Source organism: Pseudorhizobium tarimense (assembly GCF_022968135.1).
GTDB lineage: Bacteria > Pseudomonadota > Alphaproteobacteria > Rhizobiales > Rhizobiaceae > Neorhizobium > Neorhizobium tarimense.
This window is the reverse complement of sequence record NZ_JALJRA010000014.1, coordinates 129,047-146,391: the sequence shown is the minus strand read 5'-3', so window position 1 is coordinate 146,391 and position 17,345 is coordinate 129,047. Positions and strand designations below refer to the sequence as shown.

Sequence of the window (17,345 nt, the reverse complement as noted above, 5' to 3'; positions counted from 1 at the left end):
GGCTTCGCGTCTCCGCCGGTTGCTCAACCCGCGCCAAACGGCGTAACAGAAACGGTCGAGACTCTAACTGCCGCTGGGTGAAAGTTCAGTGGCAGGTCATCGGCAATGGATCATCGGCTTCGGAAAGAGTTCAAACTCGTTAGCGGAATGCCCGTAAAGAAGGCTGCTGACGAGGTGTGCCGTCGCTTGATTAAGGGCATCGCGACCGGTGCCATTAACTATGAAACCTATCGAGCATGGATGGAGACGCCTGACGACACGAGCGTTGCCATTCCTGATTACAAGTAAGGTCTGCTTCGGCCCCGCCAGGCGTCAAGGCTTTGAAATGCACAGGCCAAACGCCAGGGAGACAAATGCAGGATCACCATGACAACTCGAGTGTTGCCCGTGGCGTCTATAGGATGGCTGTCCTTTTAGGATGCGTTGCTCTGTTGTTGTATCTCCTATGGGAGACGTTTAGCACGACTGCCGCAGTTAGTCGGCTGTCAGCCGCAGCGCGGAACTTCCCATACCTTGAGCGTTGTGATGCTGAGGGAAATCGCCTCGATACAGGGCAACCAAACTGTGTGGACCTCGGTCGATACCTGTTCATCAACGGGCCAGTTCTCCAAGCTCTTAGCCGACCTTGCTCGGAGGGCGACGGGCCGTCTGTAATGCTGACACTTGTTGACGGGGAGGCGTCGAGGAAGGACATCGCTCGCGTGGAGAAGTCCTTGACGTATCGAAAACGATTTGAACGAAATGGTCCTTGCTAGCCACCCTCCGCTACGCCCCACCACAGCATCAGTGTTTCTCAGAAGTCCGCCTTGGGCCGAGAGGCGTCTGCCGCTCAGCGCCAGTAGCGGTCATCTCACCAAGGCATAGAGGTTAGTAGGCGCCCCGTGCAGCATCACCTCCTGTTCAAAGAGGAAGCCGCTCCGCTCCAGAATCTTTCTGGAAGCTGGGTTCGATGTTCGGACCAATCCGACCAAGCGATTTGCTCCCAGGTCTTCGAACGCAAACCGCACCGCCTCCCTGACCAGTTCGGTAGCGAAGCCGGAGCCCCAATAATCTGGATGTAGATGATACGAGAGGTTCAGGCCATCGAACTTTTTTGAAACGGTTACGCCGCCGAAGCCGATCAGGTTTTCGTCGACAAGCACCGCCCAGCGGCCATAGCCACAATCATTCCAATGCCGAATATCTCTGTCGAGGCGAGCGGCGCTCTCTTCCGGTGTATCGGGACGAGGATTGGGCCGGTGGGCAACAAGCTCCGGTAGCGAAAACAAACGGACTAAGAAGTCAAGATCCGAAGGGTTTGGTGGGCGAAGATGAAGACGTGGTGTCGTCCAGATTCCCGAGACTGATGCGGCCTGCTTGACCTTGCCCCGTTGAAATAATCCATTTTGAAGTAAGCTCTGGCCCATCGAGAGGACCAGAGAATGAAGCGCAACCGTTTCACAGAAGAACAGATCATCGGCATTCTGAAGGAGCATGAGGCGGGTACGCCGGTCTCGGAGCTTTGCCGCAAACACGGCGTCAGCGATGCCAGCATCTACAAATGGAAGGCGAAGTTCGGCGGCATGGAAGTGTCGGAAGCCAAACGGCTGAAGACGCTGGAGGACGAGAACACGAAGCTGAAGCGGCTTCTGGCGGATGCCATGCTCGACAACGCTGCTTTGAGAGACCTTTTGGGAAAGAAGTGGTGACGCCCGCAGCAAAGCGGCGAGCTGTCGCGTATCTGGTGGACCAACATCGGATGAGCGAACGGCGGGCGTGTAAAGCCATCGGCTATTGCCGGATGACGATCCGTTACGAAACCAGACGCAGTGACGACCATGACCTTCGCGATCGGATGAAGGCGCTGGCCCATGAACGCCGCCGCTTTGGCTATCGACGTCTTCATGTGCTGCTCAGACGTGAGGGACATCTTGTAAACCACAAGAGGCTCTTCCGGCTCTATCGGGAAGAGAAGCTGACCGTGCGCAAGCGCGGCGGCCGCAAGCGAGCGATAGGCACACGAGCGCCGATGCTGATCCCGATGGCAGCCAATGATCGCTGGTCGTTGGACTTCGTGTCGGATCAGTTCACCGATGGGCGCAGGTTCCGGGTGCTGACTGTCGTAGACGATTGCACCAGGGAGTGCCTGGCGCTCGTCGCCGATACGTCCCTTTCCGGCCTGCGGGTTGCCCGTGAGTTGGACCGGATCATCGAGGGACGAGGCAAGCCGAAGATGATCGTCAGCGACAATGGCAGTGAGTTTACCAGCAACGCGATCCTGCAATGGACGGATCGGACCAAGGTGGAATGGCACTACATCGCACCGGGCAAACCGATCCAGAACGCCTTCATCGAAAGCTTCAATGGGCGACTGCGAGACGAGTTCCTGAATGAAACGCTCTTCTCGTCACTGACCCATACTCGATCAGCGCTTTCAAACTGGCGCAGCGATTACAACGATCACCGACCTCACTCTGGACTCGGCTGGATGACACCTGCCGAGTTCGCTCAGACCATGAACCCGCGACGTGATGCGGTGCTGCGCAGCCGGAATGGCTCCGCACCGCAACCCGCTGCTACCGCCCCAAATACAGCAACCCAAAACCGCTGGAGCGAACTCAAAACTGGATAAAACTTGGGGGCAAGGTCATGCTCTTCCAACCACTTCATGCCGACCTGCCTCAGCGCATACTTCATCTCGAATTATAGCCAGGACTGAGACCTGTTCAAGTGGGAGGCTTGTCTGCTGCGGGCCCGACTGCCGACGAGCTGTCACTTCCAGTTCTGCCTCCCCGGTAGGAGTTGAATGAAGTTGGGGTCCCGGAGGAATTCTGGAAAGGCTTAAGGTTCAGCGGCATCAAACAATGTGGGACTTCCATCAGCCCTTCGAGACAATTAATGCTTATGGGAACAGTGTCCCACGACATTAAAGCATCGAAGATCCAATACCCATTGAGGTGACTAATATGCGCGTTCATTCCGCCGCGGATATGAGCCCAGAACTTGCTGCAGCCATAGGATGCTTTGTCCAAGCGAGCGCTCTTCTGGAGCGTGCGATCGAGGCCGCCATAACTCGCATTTTGCCCATCACGGATGATATCGGTTTGGCAATGCTCTGCGACAACAGTATGCGCAACAACCTCGACATACTGTCGCGGCTTCTCGCGCTACCGGATGTAGTCGTAGAGGGGTCGTGGAGAGAAAGGCTTCTTGAGGCAATACCCAAGGTCAAAGAAAGCACTGAAGACAGAAACCGCCTGGTCCACAATGTCGTCGCGCACTCTGAGGCTGGCTTTGTCGCAGCCATTCACAAGAAGGGCAAACGCATTATGCATCCTATCGACGCCACCACCATCTCTCGGTGGGCTGATGAGGCTGGAGAGCATGCTTTCATCTTCACGACTGTGCCCCACAGTGAATACGACTTATCAGCTTGGGGAAAAGACTGGCCTCGATATGAGCAAAAGGATTGGCCAAACCGCAGATCGGCTGACGGCAGCAAAGGCCAATGAGTTCGGCTTTAACATCCCCTTAGCGCCAACCCTCTGAATTGCCTACAGCCGGTTACCGAGCGCCTCAGATATCAACAGCGGCGTTCGGCTTGTTCTCTTGACGGCCTCCATAATCTGAGCGATTTCGAATGCACCCGAGTGGCGGCGGGCAACACCCCTCGACCGATGCGGCGGTCTCAACACGAGACCCGTAAATGCCAGAGCGCCATTTCCTCCCCGCAAGCCTACTAGAGACATACGCGCTCTATCAGATCCCGCACGGGCGAACCTTCGTGGTGGAGTGCCAGAGCTGCGGCGCAATGAAGGAGATTAGCCGGGCGGCGCTCGACAGGCTCCCGAGCATGGCAAGCCTGAAGGAGCTATCGCCCCGCTTCCGCTGTACCTTGTGTGGCGAGAAGAACGCCAGGATAATGGCTGGGGGTTGGAGCGGGTGAGCGAAAAAGCTCCTCTGCTGCAGCGACGTTACTCAATCCGGCAGCCGATAGATCTCCGCCCAGTCTTCAGCCTCACGCAGCCCCTTGAACGACGGGTGCCGCAACGTCCCTGTATGCGTCCAGGCGCGATATTCGATCTCGGCCGCGAATGATGGCCCAGTCATAACCAGGCTCTTCCCTGGGACGCTCACGACCGGCACGCTTGTTTTGATCTTGTCGAGCTGCTTCTTCAGCCGGCGGGCCTCGTCATGCTTGAAGCCGGTCCCGACACTGCCGACATACTTCCAGCCGTCGCGGTAGCGTGCGGCCAGCAGCAGGCTCGCGATCGCCCCGGGCAGCGCTGTCGAAGGCTCATATCCGACGATGGCGAAGGTGTCGCTCTGCACGCACTTGATCTTCAGCCAATCACCCGTCCGTCCGGAGCGGTAGGGGCGGTCTCGGTGTTTGGCAATGATGCCTTCCAGGTCATGTGCGCACGCATGCCGCAGCATCTCGTCAGGATCTTCGTCGAACTCCTCTGACACCCGAATGCTGCCCGGACTGTCGGCCAGCACATCCTCGAGCAGGTGTCGCCGGGCCGAGTATTCCATCTTCGTCAGATCGTGCCCGCCGAGGTAGAGCAGATCGAACGCGAACAGGATCGCATTGCCGGCAGGCAACTTCCCTCCCCGGCCGCCGAGCGAGTTCTGCAGCCGCCCGAAATCCGGAACGCCCTGCTCGTTCAACACCACCGCCTCGCCATCGAGGATCATGGTGTTCGGCATGAACCGTCGCGCCGCCGCTTCGATGCCCGGGAAGCGATGCGTCCAGTCGTGGCCGCCCCGGGTGATGATCCGCACCCTGTTAGTCTCGATGTGGACGGCAAGTCGATAGCCGTCCCACTTCAACTCGTAGGACCACTCGTCCCCTCGCGGCGGCTTCGCCACCAGTTTTGCCAGGCATGGTTCTATCCGCTCCGGCATTGGATCGAACGGCAGCTCCGGCTGCTCCGGATCGCGCTTGCGCACGCGGCCGCTCTTCAGGGGCACGGCGTCATCAGTCAGCAGAGGTGCGGTGGGTTTACGAGGGCGTTTGACCATGAAGCCATTGCACCATCGTCTGCTTAAGATAGCGTATGCGCGATCTCAGGAGGTGGATGATGTGCAATCTCTACAACGTGACGACCAATCAAGAGGCCTTGCGCGCCATCACCAAGGCGTTCGACCGGCTCGGCAACCTTGAACCCTCTCTGGACATCTATCCTGACCAGATGGCGCCGATCGTGCGCAACATCGATGGTCAACGTGAACTGGCACGGGTTCGCTGGGGCATGCCAAGTTCGCAGCAGGCGATCTTTCAGGCTGCGACGAAGCGGGCGGACAAGCTGCGGGCAAAGGGGAAGGAAGTAGACTTCCAGGAGCTGCTGAAGATGGAGCCCGACGGCGGCACCACCAACATCCGGAACACCTCGAGCAAGCACTGGACACGCTGGACCGGCGTCGAGAACCGTTGCGTTGTCCCGTTCACTCGCTTCGCTGAACCTGATCCGGCCCGCAAGGTGGAAGGCGGCCGCACCCCGAACGCCTGGTTCGCCCGTGATGAGAGCGAGCCGCTGATGTTCTTCGCAGGCCTGTGGGTACGAGACTGGCAGTGCGTGCGGAAGGTCAAGGAGGGCTTAGTCACCTGCGACCTGTTTGCCTTTTTGACGACAGAGCCGAACAGCGTGGTTGCTCCCATTCATCCCAAAGCCATGCCGGTAATCCTGCGGAACGAGGACGAGATCGAGGCATGGCTGACGGCGCCGTGGAGCGAGGCCAAGGCGCTGCAACGGCCGCTTCCAGATGACAAGCTAATCCTCCTCCCGCGACAGCAGGTGGAACAGCAAGCTACACCTGCTGTTCAGGGATCGTTGTTGTAACCTTCGGTTTGCAGTTAATCGTTTGTGACAACGGTGAAAGCACCGGCTGGGTGTGTGAACGGCATCCGCGCCGCCATTGGGACGGCAACAGAGCCTGCGACTGCGGCGCCGCTGGAATGCCCCGCGCCGTCTGCTCGAATGCGATAATGCAAAGCATGCGGACCCGTATTGAAGTCACTTTGCAGGCGCCTAGTGTAAATAGAATGAAGGACGCACATTCGATAACATTTGAATATCGCCCTGAGATCGTTCCCGACGACATCGACGAAATGGGTCACGTAAACAATGCTGTGTATCTGCGGTGGGTGCAGGAAACGATAGTGGCCTACTGGAAAAGTATCGCCCCGGCCGAAGCTCTCTCCCGATATCTCTGGGTGGCGCTGAAGCATGATATCACTTACCGCCTACCCGTTTTCATGCATGACGAGATTCGCTCCCTAGCCACTGCCACCGGCATGCGTGGACCTAGGGCATCGTTTACGACCCTGATCAAACGAGGCGAAGAATTAGCCGCTGAGATCCGTAGTTCCTGGTGCAGCATTGATGCAGAAACGCGTCGACCCGTCCGTTTGCCAAGCGATATTGTTCGTCGCTTCTTGCCGTCACAGTCTTACCTAGGAAGAGCGGCACTAGAGGAAGGCTGACCATGGCCACAGGTCAGATAATTAGCTCAGGCTAGCGATCTCGCCTGATTTCCCGCTGGATGCGCAGCTCCTCCCGGATCCGATCGGCCTCGATGCCAAGCGTGTTCATGTGCCGGCCTGTTTCGATGACGGCATCCGTCAGCCGCTTCGTCGCCTCCGTATGAGCCTGGAGAGCGTCTGTGGCGCGATTGAGCGCCGTAGGGTCAACAATGACCGCTGCCACCTGTGCGGCGCTCGACGTGGCCGCCGGAGCGGATTTCTGCCCTGAGAGGATGCCGAGATACCGAACGGCGAAGATCACAGCCAGGACGGCTCCGAAGGTGATCAGCGCAGGCGGCGGGAGATTAGCCAGTTGTTCCATTCCTGATTTCCCCCTGGTCGTGTGCCGCACGGTGGATGTTGACGAGCTCACCAAACGCAAAGAGCGGATAAACGGCGAGCCACGTGCTCACGACATCAGAGGATGCGAAGCCATATGAAATACCTGACCAGATAAGACATCCGATCCCTGCCGAAATCTGCCGGATTTGAGGCGTGACGTTCTTTCGGGCGCCGTTCACGACCAGTCCCACGATCCGGAAAAGCCCGATCATGAGCATGAACCAGCCCATCACATCTTCCGAGGGGACCAGATCACGGAAGGCCAGAAATGCCGGCTGATTGAACGTCTGCATCGGGAGCAGCAGCACATAGCCGACGAGGATCATGTGCGCGGCATAGAACCACTCCATCATCCGGGGACCGAAGCGGTGCCTTATGCGGATCCACACGCCGGGCCCGACATAGCCGGGATTACTCATTGCCAACACCCCTGCCCCACTCCCTACCGATTGTGTGCGGCCACCTGATCAGCGAAGGGCCGATCGGTCTTCAGGATCGTCACCGACGTCTCGAGGCTCGGCGTCAGCTTCGACCACCCGGCGCACACATTCGAGACGGTCTTGCTCGGGCAGCCCCATAGACCCACACAGATCAGCGGCATCAGAAGCAGAAACTTCAACATTGATGTCTTCCCTTTCCTTCAGGACGGTCATGGTGCGCTCAAGCGCGGCAACCGCAGCCTCATTGCGTTCGGCCCGCTTTCCCCAATGGTAGGCCAGCGGCATGATGAGCGAGGCGCCTAACAAGGGCACCAACGCCGATCTTGAGGATGTCGAAGAGCTTGAACATCTAAGCCTCCAGTTCCTTGCGGATCGACTTCACGCGCCGCACGATCCACTCCCCGCCGAACAGGACCGCGGCAATCACGACCACGCCGATACCCGCCACCAGGATCAGAGCATCCGGATCCATGCCGGCGAGGTAGGACAGAAGCCCGCCAGTCCCGAAAACGGTGGCGAAGGCGGAGGACAGCCAGTTGGTCTTCTGCCGAACTTCCTTCTCGACCTTCTCTGTCACCACGGGCCGGTCGACTGGAACTGGGACTTCCCTCTCCACGACCGTCTCCTCCACCACAGGAGAAGATCGGACGGACTCGGAAGCCGTGCCGCCAAGCTCCACCAGGCGCTTGTGCAACGCCGATCGCGTCTTCGGCCCCACGTCGCCGTCGACGTCCAGACCATGCTCGGCCTGGAAGCGGCGAACCTCCGCCTCCGACACCCCATAACCGCAGACGACGAGCGCCAGACGGCCGTAATAGTCCAAGCGATCAGCAAGGCCGTTCTTGCCGCCGTTGATCTTCTTCGTGATTGTCTCGATGTCGTTCTGGTCGGCCCACTTGTTGAGGTCGCGGCTTGTCCAATACCAGATAGGCACCAGGCCTTCCCATGGGTCCGTGTTCACCGCATCCGGCACAGCAACGAAATCGGGGAGTCGTAGCCTTGGCTACGGCACCAGTCGCGGAACTGTCGGTAGTTGTCCTTCCCCGTCAGCTGGATCGGCCCGCGACCGCGATAGAGGTAGCCATCGCCGTCTTTGGCAGCAGTGTTGCCGAGGTCGGTGCGGGTGTCGTAGCGCTGCTGCGCAGGTGTCGGACCCCAGATCTCCTGGTCCCACTTGAACGAACCGCTCTCGTGCATCAGCTGCGCTAGGTAGTGGACGAGGCGATGGAGGCGGTCTAGGCCAACGTCCGCCGCATATTGCTCTAGAGAGGTCAGGACAGAGCGCATATTGCGATCGCTCCCCTTGCCTTTTGCAGCCATGCGGATTTGCTCCGCCGTGATGGGCAGATCCATGAATGGTTCTCCAGTTTTTTGGTTGATCAGTCTTCTGCTATGCTCAGCCGATGGAGTGCGAGACCTGCGACAACACAGGCTGGGTCTGCGAGGCCCACCCGAACAAGCCGTGGAACGGACCGAAAGCCTGCGGCTGCGGTGCTGCCGGCATGCCCTGCATTATCTGCAATGGCGATGGGCACGTGTCGCGGGTGTTGAAGTCGGTGCTACTGGTCAGAGATAAGAGGTGCAGTAGGCGCTAGAGCGTCAGCGCCTCGTCCCACATTGCGTCGATCTGCGTGACTGTCAGCCCCAGCGCAGCGCCGACCTGCTCGATCAACGGGTGCGACCGCTGGAACTGGGAAGCATCTTGCTGCTGATCTGCACGGCGAAGTGGGTAGCCTTGAGCATGATAAATCTCCTTTCGCCAAGGAGAAGATCACTGATGCTCGCGCCGATCTACTGACAGAAGTGTGGGTTCCTGGTCAGGTGGATACCCCCACACCCTCATCACATGTGGAGGGGCGTTAATGTCCGATTTTCACTCTATAATCGGCATAAGCTGCCACGAACGAGTTGCGCGCGTCATCTGCATCGCACCGAAAGCGAAGCGCCCTGTTGCAATCAGCCACGGCAGATCGGTAAGGCCGTCCGGTTTGATATGGGATATCGTCTCTAAGGTATCTCAGCGCGTCCCGCGGGCCCTTTATCGGCTTGTCCTTGAGACCATCTTGCACGAACACCGCATATTCCCATTCGAGGCTGAAGCCCACAGGTATGACCGAGTTCAAGCTGTTTCCCTTCTAGAGGGTAAGAGTGCATGCCCCCGCATTCCCGCAACCTATCACGTTCCAGCTGCACGCGAACCGTTTTATTCGGTCGCCACCCACGGAGGGGTTGCCAAAATGAGGAAGCTAATTCCAACCCCCAGCACTTCCCTGCCCGCCTTCATCGACCCATCGATCGACGGCTCCCATCCGCACCTGGGCGGGAGTATCGCCTCCTTCCTCAGGACCTTTCCCGCGTGCGTCGATGGCGGCGATGAGGTCACTTTCAGAGTCGGTCCCGCTTCGGAACAACCTCATGAGAAACGTTGCCGCTTCCTCTGTCTCGCTGGCACCCACATGCGAGGTAGGGCCATAGTAGCCTGCATGCTCGAGCACGCGCTCCAGCATATCAATGTCGGCTACTTCGAGATATTCGTGGACAATGTTGGAAGACATGATCGTCCTCCTTTCGTTGGGGCGAAGGCATTTAGCCCTTACGCGATGGCGCCCGCTTCAATAGCCACCGACCGATACACATTGCGCCCTACGCGCCAACAAAGCAAATCACCAATTGCTCGCAAAGGCGAGAGAACACTCTTTAACCTCGACAGCTGGGACTTTAACGAAACAGGACCGCGGTCAGTGCTTTACTTTAGCCCCTTCGGACGTCTCCGTGGAAGCTCGGACCGCTGCCTCGTCGCCCGGATGGCTCTCACCCTTAAGCGGCCTTTGATAGGGTTTATCCGATACCTGCGGATCAGTCGGCACGGTCTTCTCACGTCTGAACCAGAAAAGCGAGTAAGGCACGCTCAGCAAGTCGATGAGGCGGTCTTTCCATGGGATAGGCATTGTTTTCTCCTAGGGGATCTTGTGTCTCCTAATCTCCCACGCGCTCATTTCGTTGAGTTAGTCAGGCCAGACACTCTAAACAGCAGAAGTATCGTTCTAGAAGACGACAGCCAGAGCGTTGAGGAACTAAAGGTGGACGTTCCAGCGGGCGTGCTGTGGATGAATCCGTCTAGGACCGGCTGGGGCCATACCCAGCCGGAACTTCAGCTAGTGGATTTCAGAACCCGGCTTAGTGTTATCACCAGGCTTAGCGGTCTTTTCGTCCATTCCCTCGCGGGGGCCGCGCCTGTCGTCGTTCTGAGCGGGGTTTTTCTGGTCGTTGTCACGACCAGGATGCGGAGTGATAGACATGTGCTTACTCCATGTCGCGGATTGCGACATCACCTAAACCCGCCACTTGCAGGAAGGTTCCGGAGGAGCATCAGATCTATGGCCATCACGCCGGAAACGAGCGTAGCCGGCGAAGGTTACTATGCTGATACCCCCGCTCCCCGATCAAGGGCGGTGGGGTCTGATGACGGAGGGACGGAATGACAGCGCCCGCCCTGGCAAACACGTCTTCACACCCGAAGCGCGTCCGCGCCAGCGACCACGCTTTGCGGATTGCCCTGAAGGCAATTCAGGACGCAGGCCTGCCTGTGGATAAGGTGTGCGTAACCGGTGCACAGATTGAGATCCACTGCCGGCCGGTTGATGCCGAGCAGAAGCCCGCCAACGATGGAGGCCTCAAAGATTGGTGAGGCCCGACATGAAAGTGGAATATCCTGGCCTGATACGGCAAGCGCTGCCGTCAGGCACGGTGATCTATCGCGTGCGCCCTAAAGGCCAGCACAGCATGCGCATACAGATTTTCGCGGTTCCCGGTGACGAGGATTTCAGCCGCCAGTATTCCCTCGCCCGTCGTGGCGTGAAGCCAGACCCGCTCAAGAAGCTCTCCGAGGAATCGCTGCCGCAGTCGATCGGCTGGCTGGTCAACTCCTACTTCGAATACCTCGAGGAGCGCGTGAAGGCCGGCACCACCAGCGCGAAGACGCTCAAGAAGAAACGTAATCTCCTGAACCGCTTGCTGCACGATCCTGACAAGCGGATGCAAATCCCTCAGGAGAAGCTGATTGAGATGCAGGACAAGATGGGATCGACGCCAGCCCAGGCAGACGCCTTCATCGAGGCAGTCGCCGTGCTTTACGATTGGGCGATTGAGCGAAAGCGGGTGAAGGAGAACCCAGCTCGAGGCATTAAGTCGATCTACAAGAAGGGGGATGGCGCAGCGCCGTGGAAGGCCGCAGACGTCAAGGCCTTCTTCGCCAAGCACAAGCCCGGCACGAAGCCTCACGTCGCTATGTCGGTCCTTCTGTGGACCGGTTGCCGAATCGAAGACTTGACTGTTCTTGGCCGTCGCTTCGAATGCGTCATAGACGAGGTGGAGGCGCTTCGGTAAAGGCTCGTCGGAGGTCTGCATCCCGCTCCTTGAGCCGCTACGGGCTGCTACGAGGGCGCCAGTGGTGCAGGTCGAGACTTATGTTTTGGGGAGAGGCGGTAAACCGTATGCCAGCGGGGATGCCATGTCGGCAATGCTCAAGCGCTGGTGCGTTGATGCAGGCCTATCGCATCTATCGGCTCACGGTGTCCGCAAAGGTCTTGCGGAGGTTCTGGCTGAGCTAGGTTGCAGCCAGTACGAGATCATGGCGATTCTCGGTCACTCGGAGGCCAAGACGAGCGAGGTTTACACCAGGCGCGTCGAGCGTTGGAACTTGGCTAGAGGAGCTATGGCGAAAGTGAGTTGGTCCAATGCGTTCTGAAACGTTGGACCGTTTGGCGCTGGATGCCCTGCAAAACAAGGCCCCAGCTTATGCCAATGGTGCGGTCGAGAAGACTCGAACTTCCACGGGTTGCCCCACAGCGACCTCAACGCTGCGCGTCTACCAATTCCGCCACGACCGCATCGTGGTAGAGCCGACTTGCGCCGGCGGGGCAGCATGTAGCAAAAGGATCTGAGCCGCACAAGGGCGCCGTGACAGAATTTTGAGGGATTAAAAACCGGCGCGGAAAAGCCTATGTATAAGGGCACTTCCCACCCGCCGCCTGTCTGCCGGAGACAGGCGGCCGAGAAGCGGACATCAAGGATTTCCCATGCTTGCACGCATCGATCTCGATCACGCAATGCACCCCCTGCCCGGCTCGCCGCCGGTGCGCTGGCGCATCTCCGACGAACTTGTCCCCTATGAAGAGGCGGTGGCGGTGATGGAGACAGAGGTTGCGGCGATTGCCGCCGGCCGTGCGGATGAGCTCGTCTGGCTGCTGGAGCACCCGCCGCTCTACACCGCTGGCACCAGCGCCGATGCCGTCGACCTGATCGAACCGGACCGTTTTCCGGTCTTCTCCACCGGCCGCGGCGGCGAATACACCTATCATGGTCCTGGTCAGCGGGTCGCCTATGTCATGCTCGACCTCAAGCGCCGCCGGCAGGACGTGCGCGCCTATGTGGCTGCTCTGGAGGAGACGATTATCCGCACGCTCGAATCGATGAACGTGCGCGGCGAGCGGCGCGAAGATCGGGTCGGCGTCTGGGTGCGCCGTCCGGACAAGCCCCCGCTTGCCGACGGCTCTGTGACGGAGGACAAGATCGCCGCCCTCGGCATCCGGCTGCGCCGCTGGGTGAGCTTTCACGGCCTATCGCTTAACGTAGAGCCGGATCTGTCGCACTTCACCGGAATCGTTCCCTGTGGGATTAGCGCCTATGGCGTCACCAGCCTGGTCGATCTCGGCCTTCCCGTGATGATGGCAGACGTGGATATACGCCTGCGCGAGGCCTTTGAGGAGACCTTCGGCCCCACGCGAACCGACCTCGCCTGACGCCTGCCTGTTCCGGATCGACACATCCTCACGATTTGAAGGCTTTTCGTCAGCTCCTGTTAAGCCCGTCTCTTCGCACTCCATCAACGGCTGGACCCTTAACGTCGGTTTGCAGTTTCATGATGAAACGGAGATGAAGGATGAGCGATCTTCGCTTTTCGTTCCCGGCATGTGTGGTCGCCGGGAAAGGAGAAATTACGCCAGACGATGTCGGTCTCATGCGTCGCCACATGTGGCCTGAGGGCATCACCAGCCGCTCGCAAGCCGCCATGGCAATTGCCCTCGACGACGTCTGCCCCCTCAAATGCCCCGAATGGACTGAACTTCTCGTCGAATCCGTGACCGCATTTGTGGTTGGCGACGAATCGGCAGACGGCGTGGTGACCGGTGAAACCGCGGGCTGGCTGCTGGAGCGGCTGTCCGATGATGCGACAGTGCGCACGCAGACGGGGCTTTCGATCCTGCTGCATGTGCTGGAGACGGCACGGCAGGTTCCCGACTTCCTGTCCGCGACAGTGCTGAACCAGGTGCGCCTCGCGCTCCTGCCCGAGCCGCGCGGACCTCGTGCGCAAGGCCGCGGTGGCGGAACGGCGGTGACACAGGACGATCTCGCCTTCGTGTGGCGGGTCTTGCGCAGCGCCCTTGACCGCGGCGCCTTTCGCCTGTCACGGGGGGAGCGGCTCGTCCTGAACGCCATCGATCGCCTCGGCAGCCCGGAGGAGCACCATCCGGGCTGGGTGGAGATGATCGCCCTGGCGCGGCTCGCGGCGGAGAAGCCGACCATCCGGACGGAGGCCTGGCTTGCGCTGGTCACCCCGCACATGGCAGCGAACGACGAGGCGGCGTGAGAACCAAGCCGGTTTTTGTGGTCGTGAACATCCCTCCATTGCCGCCTTGAGCCGCCTTGTCTGCCGTGCGAATGTGCGCGGAATCAGATGCAAGGAGACAGATCCATGGATGTTCGCGCCGCCGTCGCCGTTCAAGCTGGTAAGCCACTTGAAGTCTTGACCGTTCAGCTGGAAGGCCCTCGGGCCGGCGAGGTTCTGGTGGAGGTGAAGGCGACTGGCATCTGCCATACCGACGACTTCACCCTGTCGGGTGCCGATCCGGAAGGCCTGTTCCCGGCCATTCTCGGCCATGAAGGTGCGGGCGTCGTGGTCGACGTCGGCCCGGGCGTCACCTCGGTGAAGAAGGGCGATCACGTCATCCCGCTCTATACGCCGGAATGCCGCGAGTGCCCGTCCTGCCTGTCGCGCAAGACCAATCTCTGCACGGCGATCCGCTCAACCCAGGGCCAGGGCGTCATGCCGGACGGCACCTCGCGCTTCTCCATCAACGGCGAGAAGCTGCACCACTACATGGGCTGCTCGACCTTCGCCAATTACACGGTGCTGCCGGAGATCGCGGTCGCTAAGGTCAACCCGGACGCGCCCTTCGACAAGATCTGCTACATCGGCTGCGGCGTGACGACCGGCATCGGCGCCGTCATCAATACGGCGAAGGTGGAGATGGGGTCGACCGCGATCGTCTTCGGTCTCGGCGGCATCGGCCTCAACGTCATCCAGGGCCTCAGGCTCGCCGGCGCCGACATGATCATCGGCGTCGACTTGAACGAGGACAAGAAGGAATGGGGCGCACGCTTCGGCATGACCCATTTCGTCAACCCGCGCGATGCCGGTGACGATATTGTCCCTTACCTCGTCAATATGACCAAGCGGGGGGCTGACCAGATCGGCGGCGCCGACTACACCTTCGATTGCACCGGCAACACAAAGGTCATGCGCCAGGCCCTGGAGTCCTCCCATCGCGGCTGGGGCAAGTCGGTCGTCATCGGCGTCGCCGGCGCCGGCCAAGAGATCTCGACGCGTCCCTTCCAGCTCGTCACCGGCCGCAGCTGGATGGGCACCGCCTTCGGCGGCGCGCGTGGGCGCACCGACGTGCCGAAGATCGTCGACTGGTACATGGAGGGCAAGATCGAGATCGACCCGATGATCACCCACACCATGCCGCTTGAAGACATCAACAAGGGATTTGAGCTCATGCATTCGGGCGATTCGATCCGCTCGGTCGTTGTCTATTGAGCAGGGGAACGGCATACCAGGTGGACGTGCGGGAGCTCGCGGCGTTCTCTCCCCTCGACGTCTACGAGATGCTCAAGCTCCGCGTCGATGTCTTTGTCGTGGAGCAGGCCTGCGCCTATCCGGAGCTCGATGGCAAGGACGGTGAGGCCCTGCATCTGCGGCTGCTCGACAACGCGGATCTTCTCGCCTGCGCGCGGCTGTGGCAGCAGCCGGATGGCGCTCTGCCACGGATCGGTCGTGTTGCGGTCTCTCCCGCCCATCGCGGCAAGCGTTTGGGCGAGGCCTTGATGCGCGAGGCGATTGCCGAATGCGAGGCCCGATTCCGCGGCCAACCGATCGCGATCTCGGCGCAGAGCCATCTCCAGCGTTTCTACGAAGGCCTCGGCTTTGTGGTCACCTCTGCGGAATACGTCGAGGACGGCATTCGGCACGTGGACATGGAAAGGCCTGTCCGATGATCTACGTCGATGCCGATGCCTGCCCGGTCAAGCCGGAAATCCTCAAGGTTGCGGAGCGGCACGGGCTGGAGGTGACGCTGGTCGCCAATTCCGGCCTCCGGCCCTCGCGCGACCCGATGGTGACGAATGTCATCGTATCGGGCGCCTTCGATGCCGCCGACGACTGGATTGCCGAAAGGGCGGGCGCCGGCGACATCGTCGTCACGGCCGACGTGCCGCTCGCCGGACGCTGCGTCGCCAATGGCGCCCTCGTCACGGGTCCGACAGGACGCGTCTTCGACCAAGAGAATATCGGCATGGCGACAGCCATGCGCGATCTGGGACAGCATCTGCGCGAGACAGGCGAAAGCAAGGGCTATAACGCTGCCTTCTCGCCGCGCGACCGGTCGCAATTCCTCGAGACCCTCGACCGGCTTTGCCGGCGCGCAAAGACAATGACCGCATCCGGAGGTACATCATGAAAGTCCTGTCGCAGAACACCGCCTTCGGGGGCATGCAGGGCGTCTTTTCTCACGAGTCGCAGGCATGTCAGTCCGAGATGACCTTTGCGGTCTATGTGCCGCCGAAGGCGATCATCGAACCCTGCCCTGTGGTCTGGTATCTTTCCGGCCTCACCTGCACCCATGCCAATGTCATGGAAAAGGGTGAATATCGCCGGATGGCCTCCGAGCTTGGCCTGATCATCGTCTGCCCGGACACCAGCCCCCGCGGCAACGACGTTCCGGACGAACTCACCAACTGGCAGATGGGCAAGGGCGCCGGCTTCTATCTCGATGCGACGGAAAAGCCCTGGGCCGATCACTACCAGATGTATACCTACATCACAGAAGAGCTGCCCGACTTCGTTCGCCAGCACTTCCGCATGGACATGGACCGCCAGGGCATCTTCGGCCATTCCATGGGCGGCCATGGCGCGATGACGATTGCGCTAAAGAACCCCGAGCGCTTCAAGAGCTGCTCGGCCTTTGCACCCATCGTGCAGCCGTCGACCGCCGAGTGGTCGGCGCCTGCGCTGGAGAAGTATCTGGGGCCGGACCGCGCGACCTGGCGCCAATACGACGCCTGCGCCCTTATCGAAGACGGCGCGCGCTTCCCCGAATTCCTGATCGACCAGGGCAAGGCCGACAGCTTCCTCGACGACGGCCTGCGGCCCTGGCTCTTCGAGCAGGCGATCGAGGGCACCGGTATCGGGCTCACACTTCGGATGCACGAGCGCTACGACCACTCCTACTACTTCATCTCCACCTTCATGGACGACCACCTGACGTGGCATGCGGAGAGGCTCGGCTGACGCTAGCACGGCCTGCCGGCTGATATATATTGAATATGGAGGGGAGTCCGTTGGGCTGAAGACAAAATGCTGTCCTGAAGCAGAAGTTTGGCTTCGGCTTCGAGTGCATCGTCTTTGCACTGAGCGAGCGTAAGCTCGCTGGATGAGCGGCGCCATGTGAACCTTGAACGGTATCCGCATCAACGCCAGCTGGTGGTAGAGATCGAGGGCTACGCCTTTGTCGTGCCCTGTGTAGAGGGCGGACGACGTAGCCTTCCTGAAGACATCCTTTCCCAGCCGAAGGGCAACCAAGGCCGGAGTAAAGAGATGAGCGGTAACAGGGCTATCGAAGAGATGGTCGACGCAGAGCATGTTCGTGCTGCAGAAGCCGACGATTAAGTACCGGTGGGCTCGCTGGAGGAGCGCCGGGAATTCTGGAAGTCGGCGG

23 protein-coding genes and 1 tRNA gene are annotated in these 17,345 nt (G+C 60.0%); 14 read left to right on the top strand and 10 right to left on the bottom strand.

Features of this window, described 5'->3' with window-relative positions; all coding sequences use genetic code 11:
• Positions 1 to 845: 845 nt before the first annotated feature.
• The gene (locus MUU54_RS17660; protein ID WP_247245334.1) at positions 846 to 1,406 is read right to left on the bottom strand and encodes a GNAT family N-acetyltransferase; all 561 of its coding nucleotides are present in this window, start codon (positions 1,404 to 1,406) and stop codon (positions 846 to 848) included.
• A gap of 15 nt (positions 1,407 to 1,421) precedes the next feature.
• Between MUU54_RS17660 and MUU54_RS17655 the strand changes: the two genes are divergently transcribed.
• Positions 1,422 to 2,611, top strand: a protein-coding gene (locus MUU54_RS17655; protein WP_247245333.1) for an IS3 family transposase whose coding sequence is annotated in 2 segments (ribosomal slippage) — positions 1,422 to 1,671 and positions 1,671 to 2,611 — 1,191 coding nt in all. Because the reading frame shifts where the segments join, the coding sequence is not laid out codon by codon here.
• Positions 2,612 to 2,945: 334 nt separating this feature from the next.
• Positions 2,946 to 3,491 carry a hypothetical protein gene (locus MUU54_RS17650; RefSeq protein WP_247245332.1) on the top strand — a complete coding sequence of 182 codons (546 nt, stop codon included), beginning with the start codon at positions 2,946 to 2,948 and terminating at the stop codon, positions 3,489 to 3,491.
• A gap of 466 nt (positions 3,492 to 3,957) precedes the next feature.
• Here the strand turns inward: MUU54_RS17650 and ligD are convergent, their stop codons facing one another.
• A complete protein-coding gene (gene ligD / locus MUU54_RS17645; protein ID WP_247245331.1) occupies positions 3,958 to 5,004 on the bottom strand; it encodes a non-homologous end-joining DNA ligase in 1,047 nt (348 codons plus the stop codon).
• 59 nt (positions 5,005 to 5,063) lie between these two features.
• Here ligD and MUU54_RS17640 point away from each other — a divergent pair, with 59 nt between their 5' ends.
• Positions 5,064 to 5,822: an SOS response-associated peptidase gene (locus MUU54_RS17640; protein ID WP_247245342.1), complete on the top strand. Its 759-nt coding sequence runs from the start codon at positions 5,064 to 5,066 to the stop codon at positions 5,820 to 5,822.
• 203 nt (positions 5,823 to 6,025) lie between these two features.
• A complete protein-coding gene (locus tag MUU54_RS17635; RefSeq protein WP_247245330.1) occupies positions 6,026 to 6,466 on the top strand; it encodes an acyl-CoA thioesterase in 441 nt (146 codons plus the stop codon).
• 31 nt (positions 6,467 to 6,497) lie between these two features.
• Here the strand turns inward: MUU54_RS17635 and MUU54_RS17630 are convergent, their stop codons facing one another.
• The 7 genes from MUU54_RS17630 to MUU54_RS17610 form a co-directional block, all read right to left on the bottom strand.
• Positions 6,498 to 6,827 carry a hypothetical protein gene (locus MUU54_RS17630; protein WP_247245329.1) on the bottom strand — a complete coding sequence of 110 codons (330 nt, stop codon included), beginning with the start codon at positions 6,825 to 6,827 and terminating at the stop codon, positions 6,498 to 6,500.
• Positions 6,811 to 7,266 carry a hypothetical protein gene (locus tag MUU54_RS17625; RefSeq protein ID WP_247245328.1) on the bottom strand — a complete coding sequence of 152 codons (456 nt, stop codon included), beginning with the start codon at positions 7,264 to 7,266 and terminating at the stop codon, positions 6,811 to 6,813. The genes MUU54_RS17630 and MUU54_RS17625 overlap by 17 nt, the downstream gene beginning before the upstream one ends.
• Positions 7,267 to 7,289: 23 nt before the next feature.
• Positions 7,290 to 7,469: a hypothetical protein gene (locus MUU54_RS17620; protein WP_247245327.1), complete on the bottom strand. Its 180-nt coding sequence runs from the start codon at positions 7,467 to 7,469 to the stop codon at positions 7,290 to 7,292.
• A gap of 167 nt (positions 7,470 to 7,636) precedes the next feature.
• Positions 7,637 to 8,221: a peptidoglycan-binding protein gene (locus MUU54_RS25035; RefSeq protein WP_376742178.1), complete on the bottom strand. Its 585-nt coding sequence runs from the start codon at positions 8,219 to 8,221 to the stop codon at positions 7,637 to 7,639.
• 23 nt (positions 8,222 to 8,244) lie between these two features.
• Positions 8,245 to 8,640, bottom strand: a complete 396-nt coding sequence (locus MUU54_RS25030) for a hypothetical protein (RefSeq protein ID WP_376742176.1) — start codon at positions 8,638 to 8,640, stop codon at positions 8,245 to 8,247.
• 506 nt (positions 8,641 to 9,146) lie between these two features.
• A complete protein-coding gene (locus tag MUU54_RS25025) occupies positions 9,147 to 9,356 on the bottom strand; it encodes a DUF982 domain-containing protein (protein WP_376742189.1) in 210 nt (69 codons plus the stop codon).
• A 177-nt stretch (positions 9,357 to 9,533) separates the two neighbouring features.
• The gene (locus tag MUU54_RS17610; RefSeq protein ID WP_247245326.1) at positions 9,534 to 9,842 is read right to left on the bottom strand and encodes a hypothetical protein; all 309 of its coding nucleotides are present in this window, start codon (positions 9,840 to 9,842) and stop codon (positions 9,534 to 9,536) included.
• Positions 9,843 to 10,765: 923 nt separating this feature from the next.
• Here MUU54_RS17610 and MUU54_RS17605 point away from each other — a divergent pair.
• The 3 genes from MUU54_RS17605 to MUU54_RS17595 all read left to right on the top strand — a co-directional run bounded on the left by MUU54_RS17605 (position 10,766) and on the right by MUU54_RS17595 (position 12,034).
• On the top strand, positions 10,766 to 10,975 hold the full coding sequence (locus MUU54_RS17605; protein ID WP_247245325.1) for a hypothetical protein: 210 nt from the start codon (positions 10,766 to 10,768) through the stop codon (positions 10,973 to 10,975).
• Positions 10,976 to 11,070: 95 nt separating this feature from the next.
• Complete coding sequence (locus MUU54_RS17600; protein ID WP_247245324.1) at positions 11,071 to 11,673, top strand: site-specific integrase; 603 nt, start codon at positions 11,071 to 11,073, stop codon at positions 11,671 to 11,673.
• A 19-nt stretch (positions 11,674 to 11,692) separates the two neighbouring features.
• On the top strand, positions 11,693 to 12,034 hold the full coding sequence (locus tag MUU54_RS17595; RefSeq protein WP_247245341.1) for a tyrosine-type recombinase/integrase: 342 nt from the start codon (positions 11,693 to 11,695) through the stop codon (positions 12,032 to 12,034).
• Positions 12,035 to 12,091: 57 nt separating this feature from the next.
• On the opposite strand, the gene MUU54_RS17590 is transcribed toward MUU54_RS17595, so the two are convergent.
• A tRNA-Leu gene (locus tag MUU54_RS17590) sits at positions 12,092 to 12,176 on the bottom strand.
• 189 nt (positions 12,177 to 12,365) lie between these two features.
• On the opposite strand from MUU54_RS17590, the gene lipB reads away from it, so the two are divergent.
• From lipB to MUU54_RS17555, 7 genes are all read left to right on the top strand, one after another.
• A complete protein-coding gene (lipB, locus tag MUU54_RS17585) occupies positions 12,366 to 13,088 on the top strand; it encodes a lipoyl(octanoyl) transferase LipB (protein WP_247245323.1) in 723 nt (240 codons plus the stop codon).
• Between the two features lie 140 nt (positions 13,089 to 13,228).
• Positions 13,229 to 13,936, top strand: coding sequence for a hypothetical protein (locus MUU54_RS17580; RefSeq protein WP_247245322.1), 708 nt, complete (start codon positions 13,229 to 13,231; stop codon positions 13,934 to 13,936).
• A 105-nt stretch (positions 13,937 to 14,041) separates the two neighbouring features.
• Entirely contained in the window at positions 14,042 to 15,169 is a 1,128-nt protein-coding gene (locus MUU54_RS17575) for an S-(hydroxymethyl)glutathione dehydrogenase/class III alcohol dehydrogenase (RefSeq protein ID WP_247245321.1), read from the top strand.
• Complete coding sequence (locus MUU54_RS17570) at positions 15,166 to 15,627, top strand: GNAT family N-acetyltransferase (protein ID WP_247245320.1); 462 nt, start codon at positions 15,166 to 15,168, stop codon at positions 15,625 to 15,627. Before MUU54_RS17575 ends, MUU54_RS17570 begins: the two co-directional genes overlap by 4 nt.
• Entirely contained in the window at positions 15,624 to 16,088 is a 465-nt protein-coding gene (locus MUU54_RS17565; protein ID WP_247245319.1) for a YaiI/YqxD family protein, read from the top strand. The genes MUU54_RS17570 and MUU54_RS17565 overlap by 4 nt, the downstream gene beginning before the upstream one ends.
• On the top strand, positions 16,085 to 16,918 hold the full coding sequence (fghA, locus tag MUU54_RS17560; RefSeq protein ID WP_247245318.1) for an S-formylglutathione hydrolase: 834 nt from the start codon (positions 16,085 to 16,087) through the stop codon (positions 16,916 to 16,918). The genes MUU54_RS17565 and fghA overlap by 4 nt, the downstream gene beginning before the upstream one ends.
• A gap of 156 nt (positions 16,919 to 17,074) precedes the next feature.
• Positions 17,075 to 17,296, top strand: a complete 222-nt coding sequence (locus MUU54_RS17555; protein ID WP_247245317.1) for a hypothetical protein — start codon at positions 17,075 to 17,077, stop codon at positions 17,294 to 17,296.
• Positions 17,297 to 17,345 lie beyond the last annotated feature (49 nt).

What these genes read in the sequence shown, in the direction of transcription:
- MUU54_RS17660 (WP_247245334.1), bottom strand. Translation starts at nt 1,406, where the DNA reads ATGGGCCAGAGCTTACTTCAAAATGGATTATTTCAACGGGGCAAGGTC.
- MUU54_RS17650 (WP_247245332.1), top strand. Translation starts at nt 2,946, where the DNA reads ATGCGCGTTCATTCCGCCGCGGATATGAGCCCAGAACTTGCTGCAGCC.
- ligD (WP_247245331.1), bottom strand. Translation starts at nt 5,004, where the DNA reads ATGGTCAAACGCCCTCGTAAACCCACCGCACCTCTGCTGACTGATGAC.
- MUU54_RS17640 (WP_247245342.1), top strand. Translation starts at nt 5,064, where the DNA reads ATGTGCAATCTCTACAACGTGACGACCAATCAAGAGGCCTTGCGCGCC.
- MUU54_RS17635 (WP_247245330.1), top strand. Translation starts at nt 6,026, where the DNA reads ATGAAGGACGCACATTCGATAACATTTGAATATCGCCCTGAGATCGTT.
- MUU54_RS17630 (WP_247245329.1), bottom strand. Translation starts at nt 6,827, where the DNA reads ATGGAACAACTGGCTAATCTCCCGCCGCCTGCGCTGATCACCTTCGGA.
- MUU54_RS17625 (WP_247245328.1), bottom strand. Translation starts at nt 7,266, where the DNA reads ATGAGTAATCCCGGCTATGTCGGGCCCGGCGTGTGGATCCGCATAAGG.
- MUU54_RS17620 (WP_247245327.1), bottom strand. Translation starts at nt 7,469, where the DNA reads ATGTTGAAGTTTCTGCTTCTGATGCCGCTGATCTGTGTGGGTCTATGG.
- MUU54_RS25030 (WP_376742176.1), bottom strand. Translation starts at nt 8,640, where the DNA reads ATGGATCTGCCCATCACGGCGGAGCAAATCCGCATGGCTGCAAAAGGC.
- MUU54_RS17610 (WP_247245326.1), bottom strand. Translation starts at nt 9,842, where the DNA reads ATGTCTTCCAACATTGTCCACGAATATCTCGAAGTAGCCGACATTGAT.
- MUU54_RS17605 (WP_247245325.1), top strand. Translation starts at nt 10,766, where the DNA reads ATGACAGCGCCCGCCCTGGCAAACACGTCTTCACACCCGAAGCGCGTC.
- MUU54_RS17600 (WP_247245324.1), top strand. Translation starts at nt 11,071, where the DNA reads ATGCGCATACAGATTTTCGCGGTTCCCGGTGACGAGGATTTCAGCCGC.
- lipB (WP_247245323.1), top strand. Translation starts at nt 12,366, where the DNA reads ATGCTTGCACGCATCGATCTCGATCACGCAATGCACCCCCTGCCCGGC.
- MUU54_RS17580 (WP_247245322.1), top strand. Translation starts at nt 13,229, where the DNA reads ATGAGCGATCTTCGCTTTTCGTTCCCGGCATGTGTGGTCGCCGGGAAA.
- MUU54_RS17575 (WP_247245321.1), top strand. Translation starts at nt 14,042, where the DNA reads ATGGATGTTCGCGCCGCCGTCGCCGTTCAAGCTGGTAAGCCACTTGAA.
- MUU54_RS17565 (WP_247245319.1), top strand. Translation starts at nt 15,624, where the DNA reads ATGATCTACGTCGATGCCGATGCCTGCCCGGTCAAGCCGGAAATCCTC.
- fghA (WP_247245318.1), top strand. Translation starts at nt 16,085, where the DNA reads ATGAAAGTCCTGTCGCAGAACACCGCCTTCGGGGGCATGCAGGGCGTC.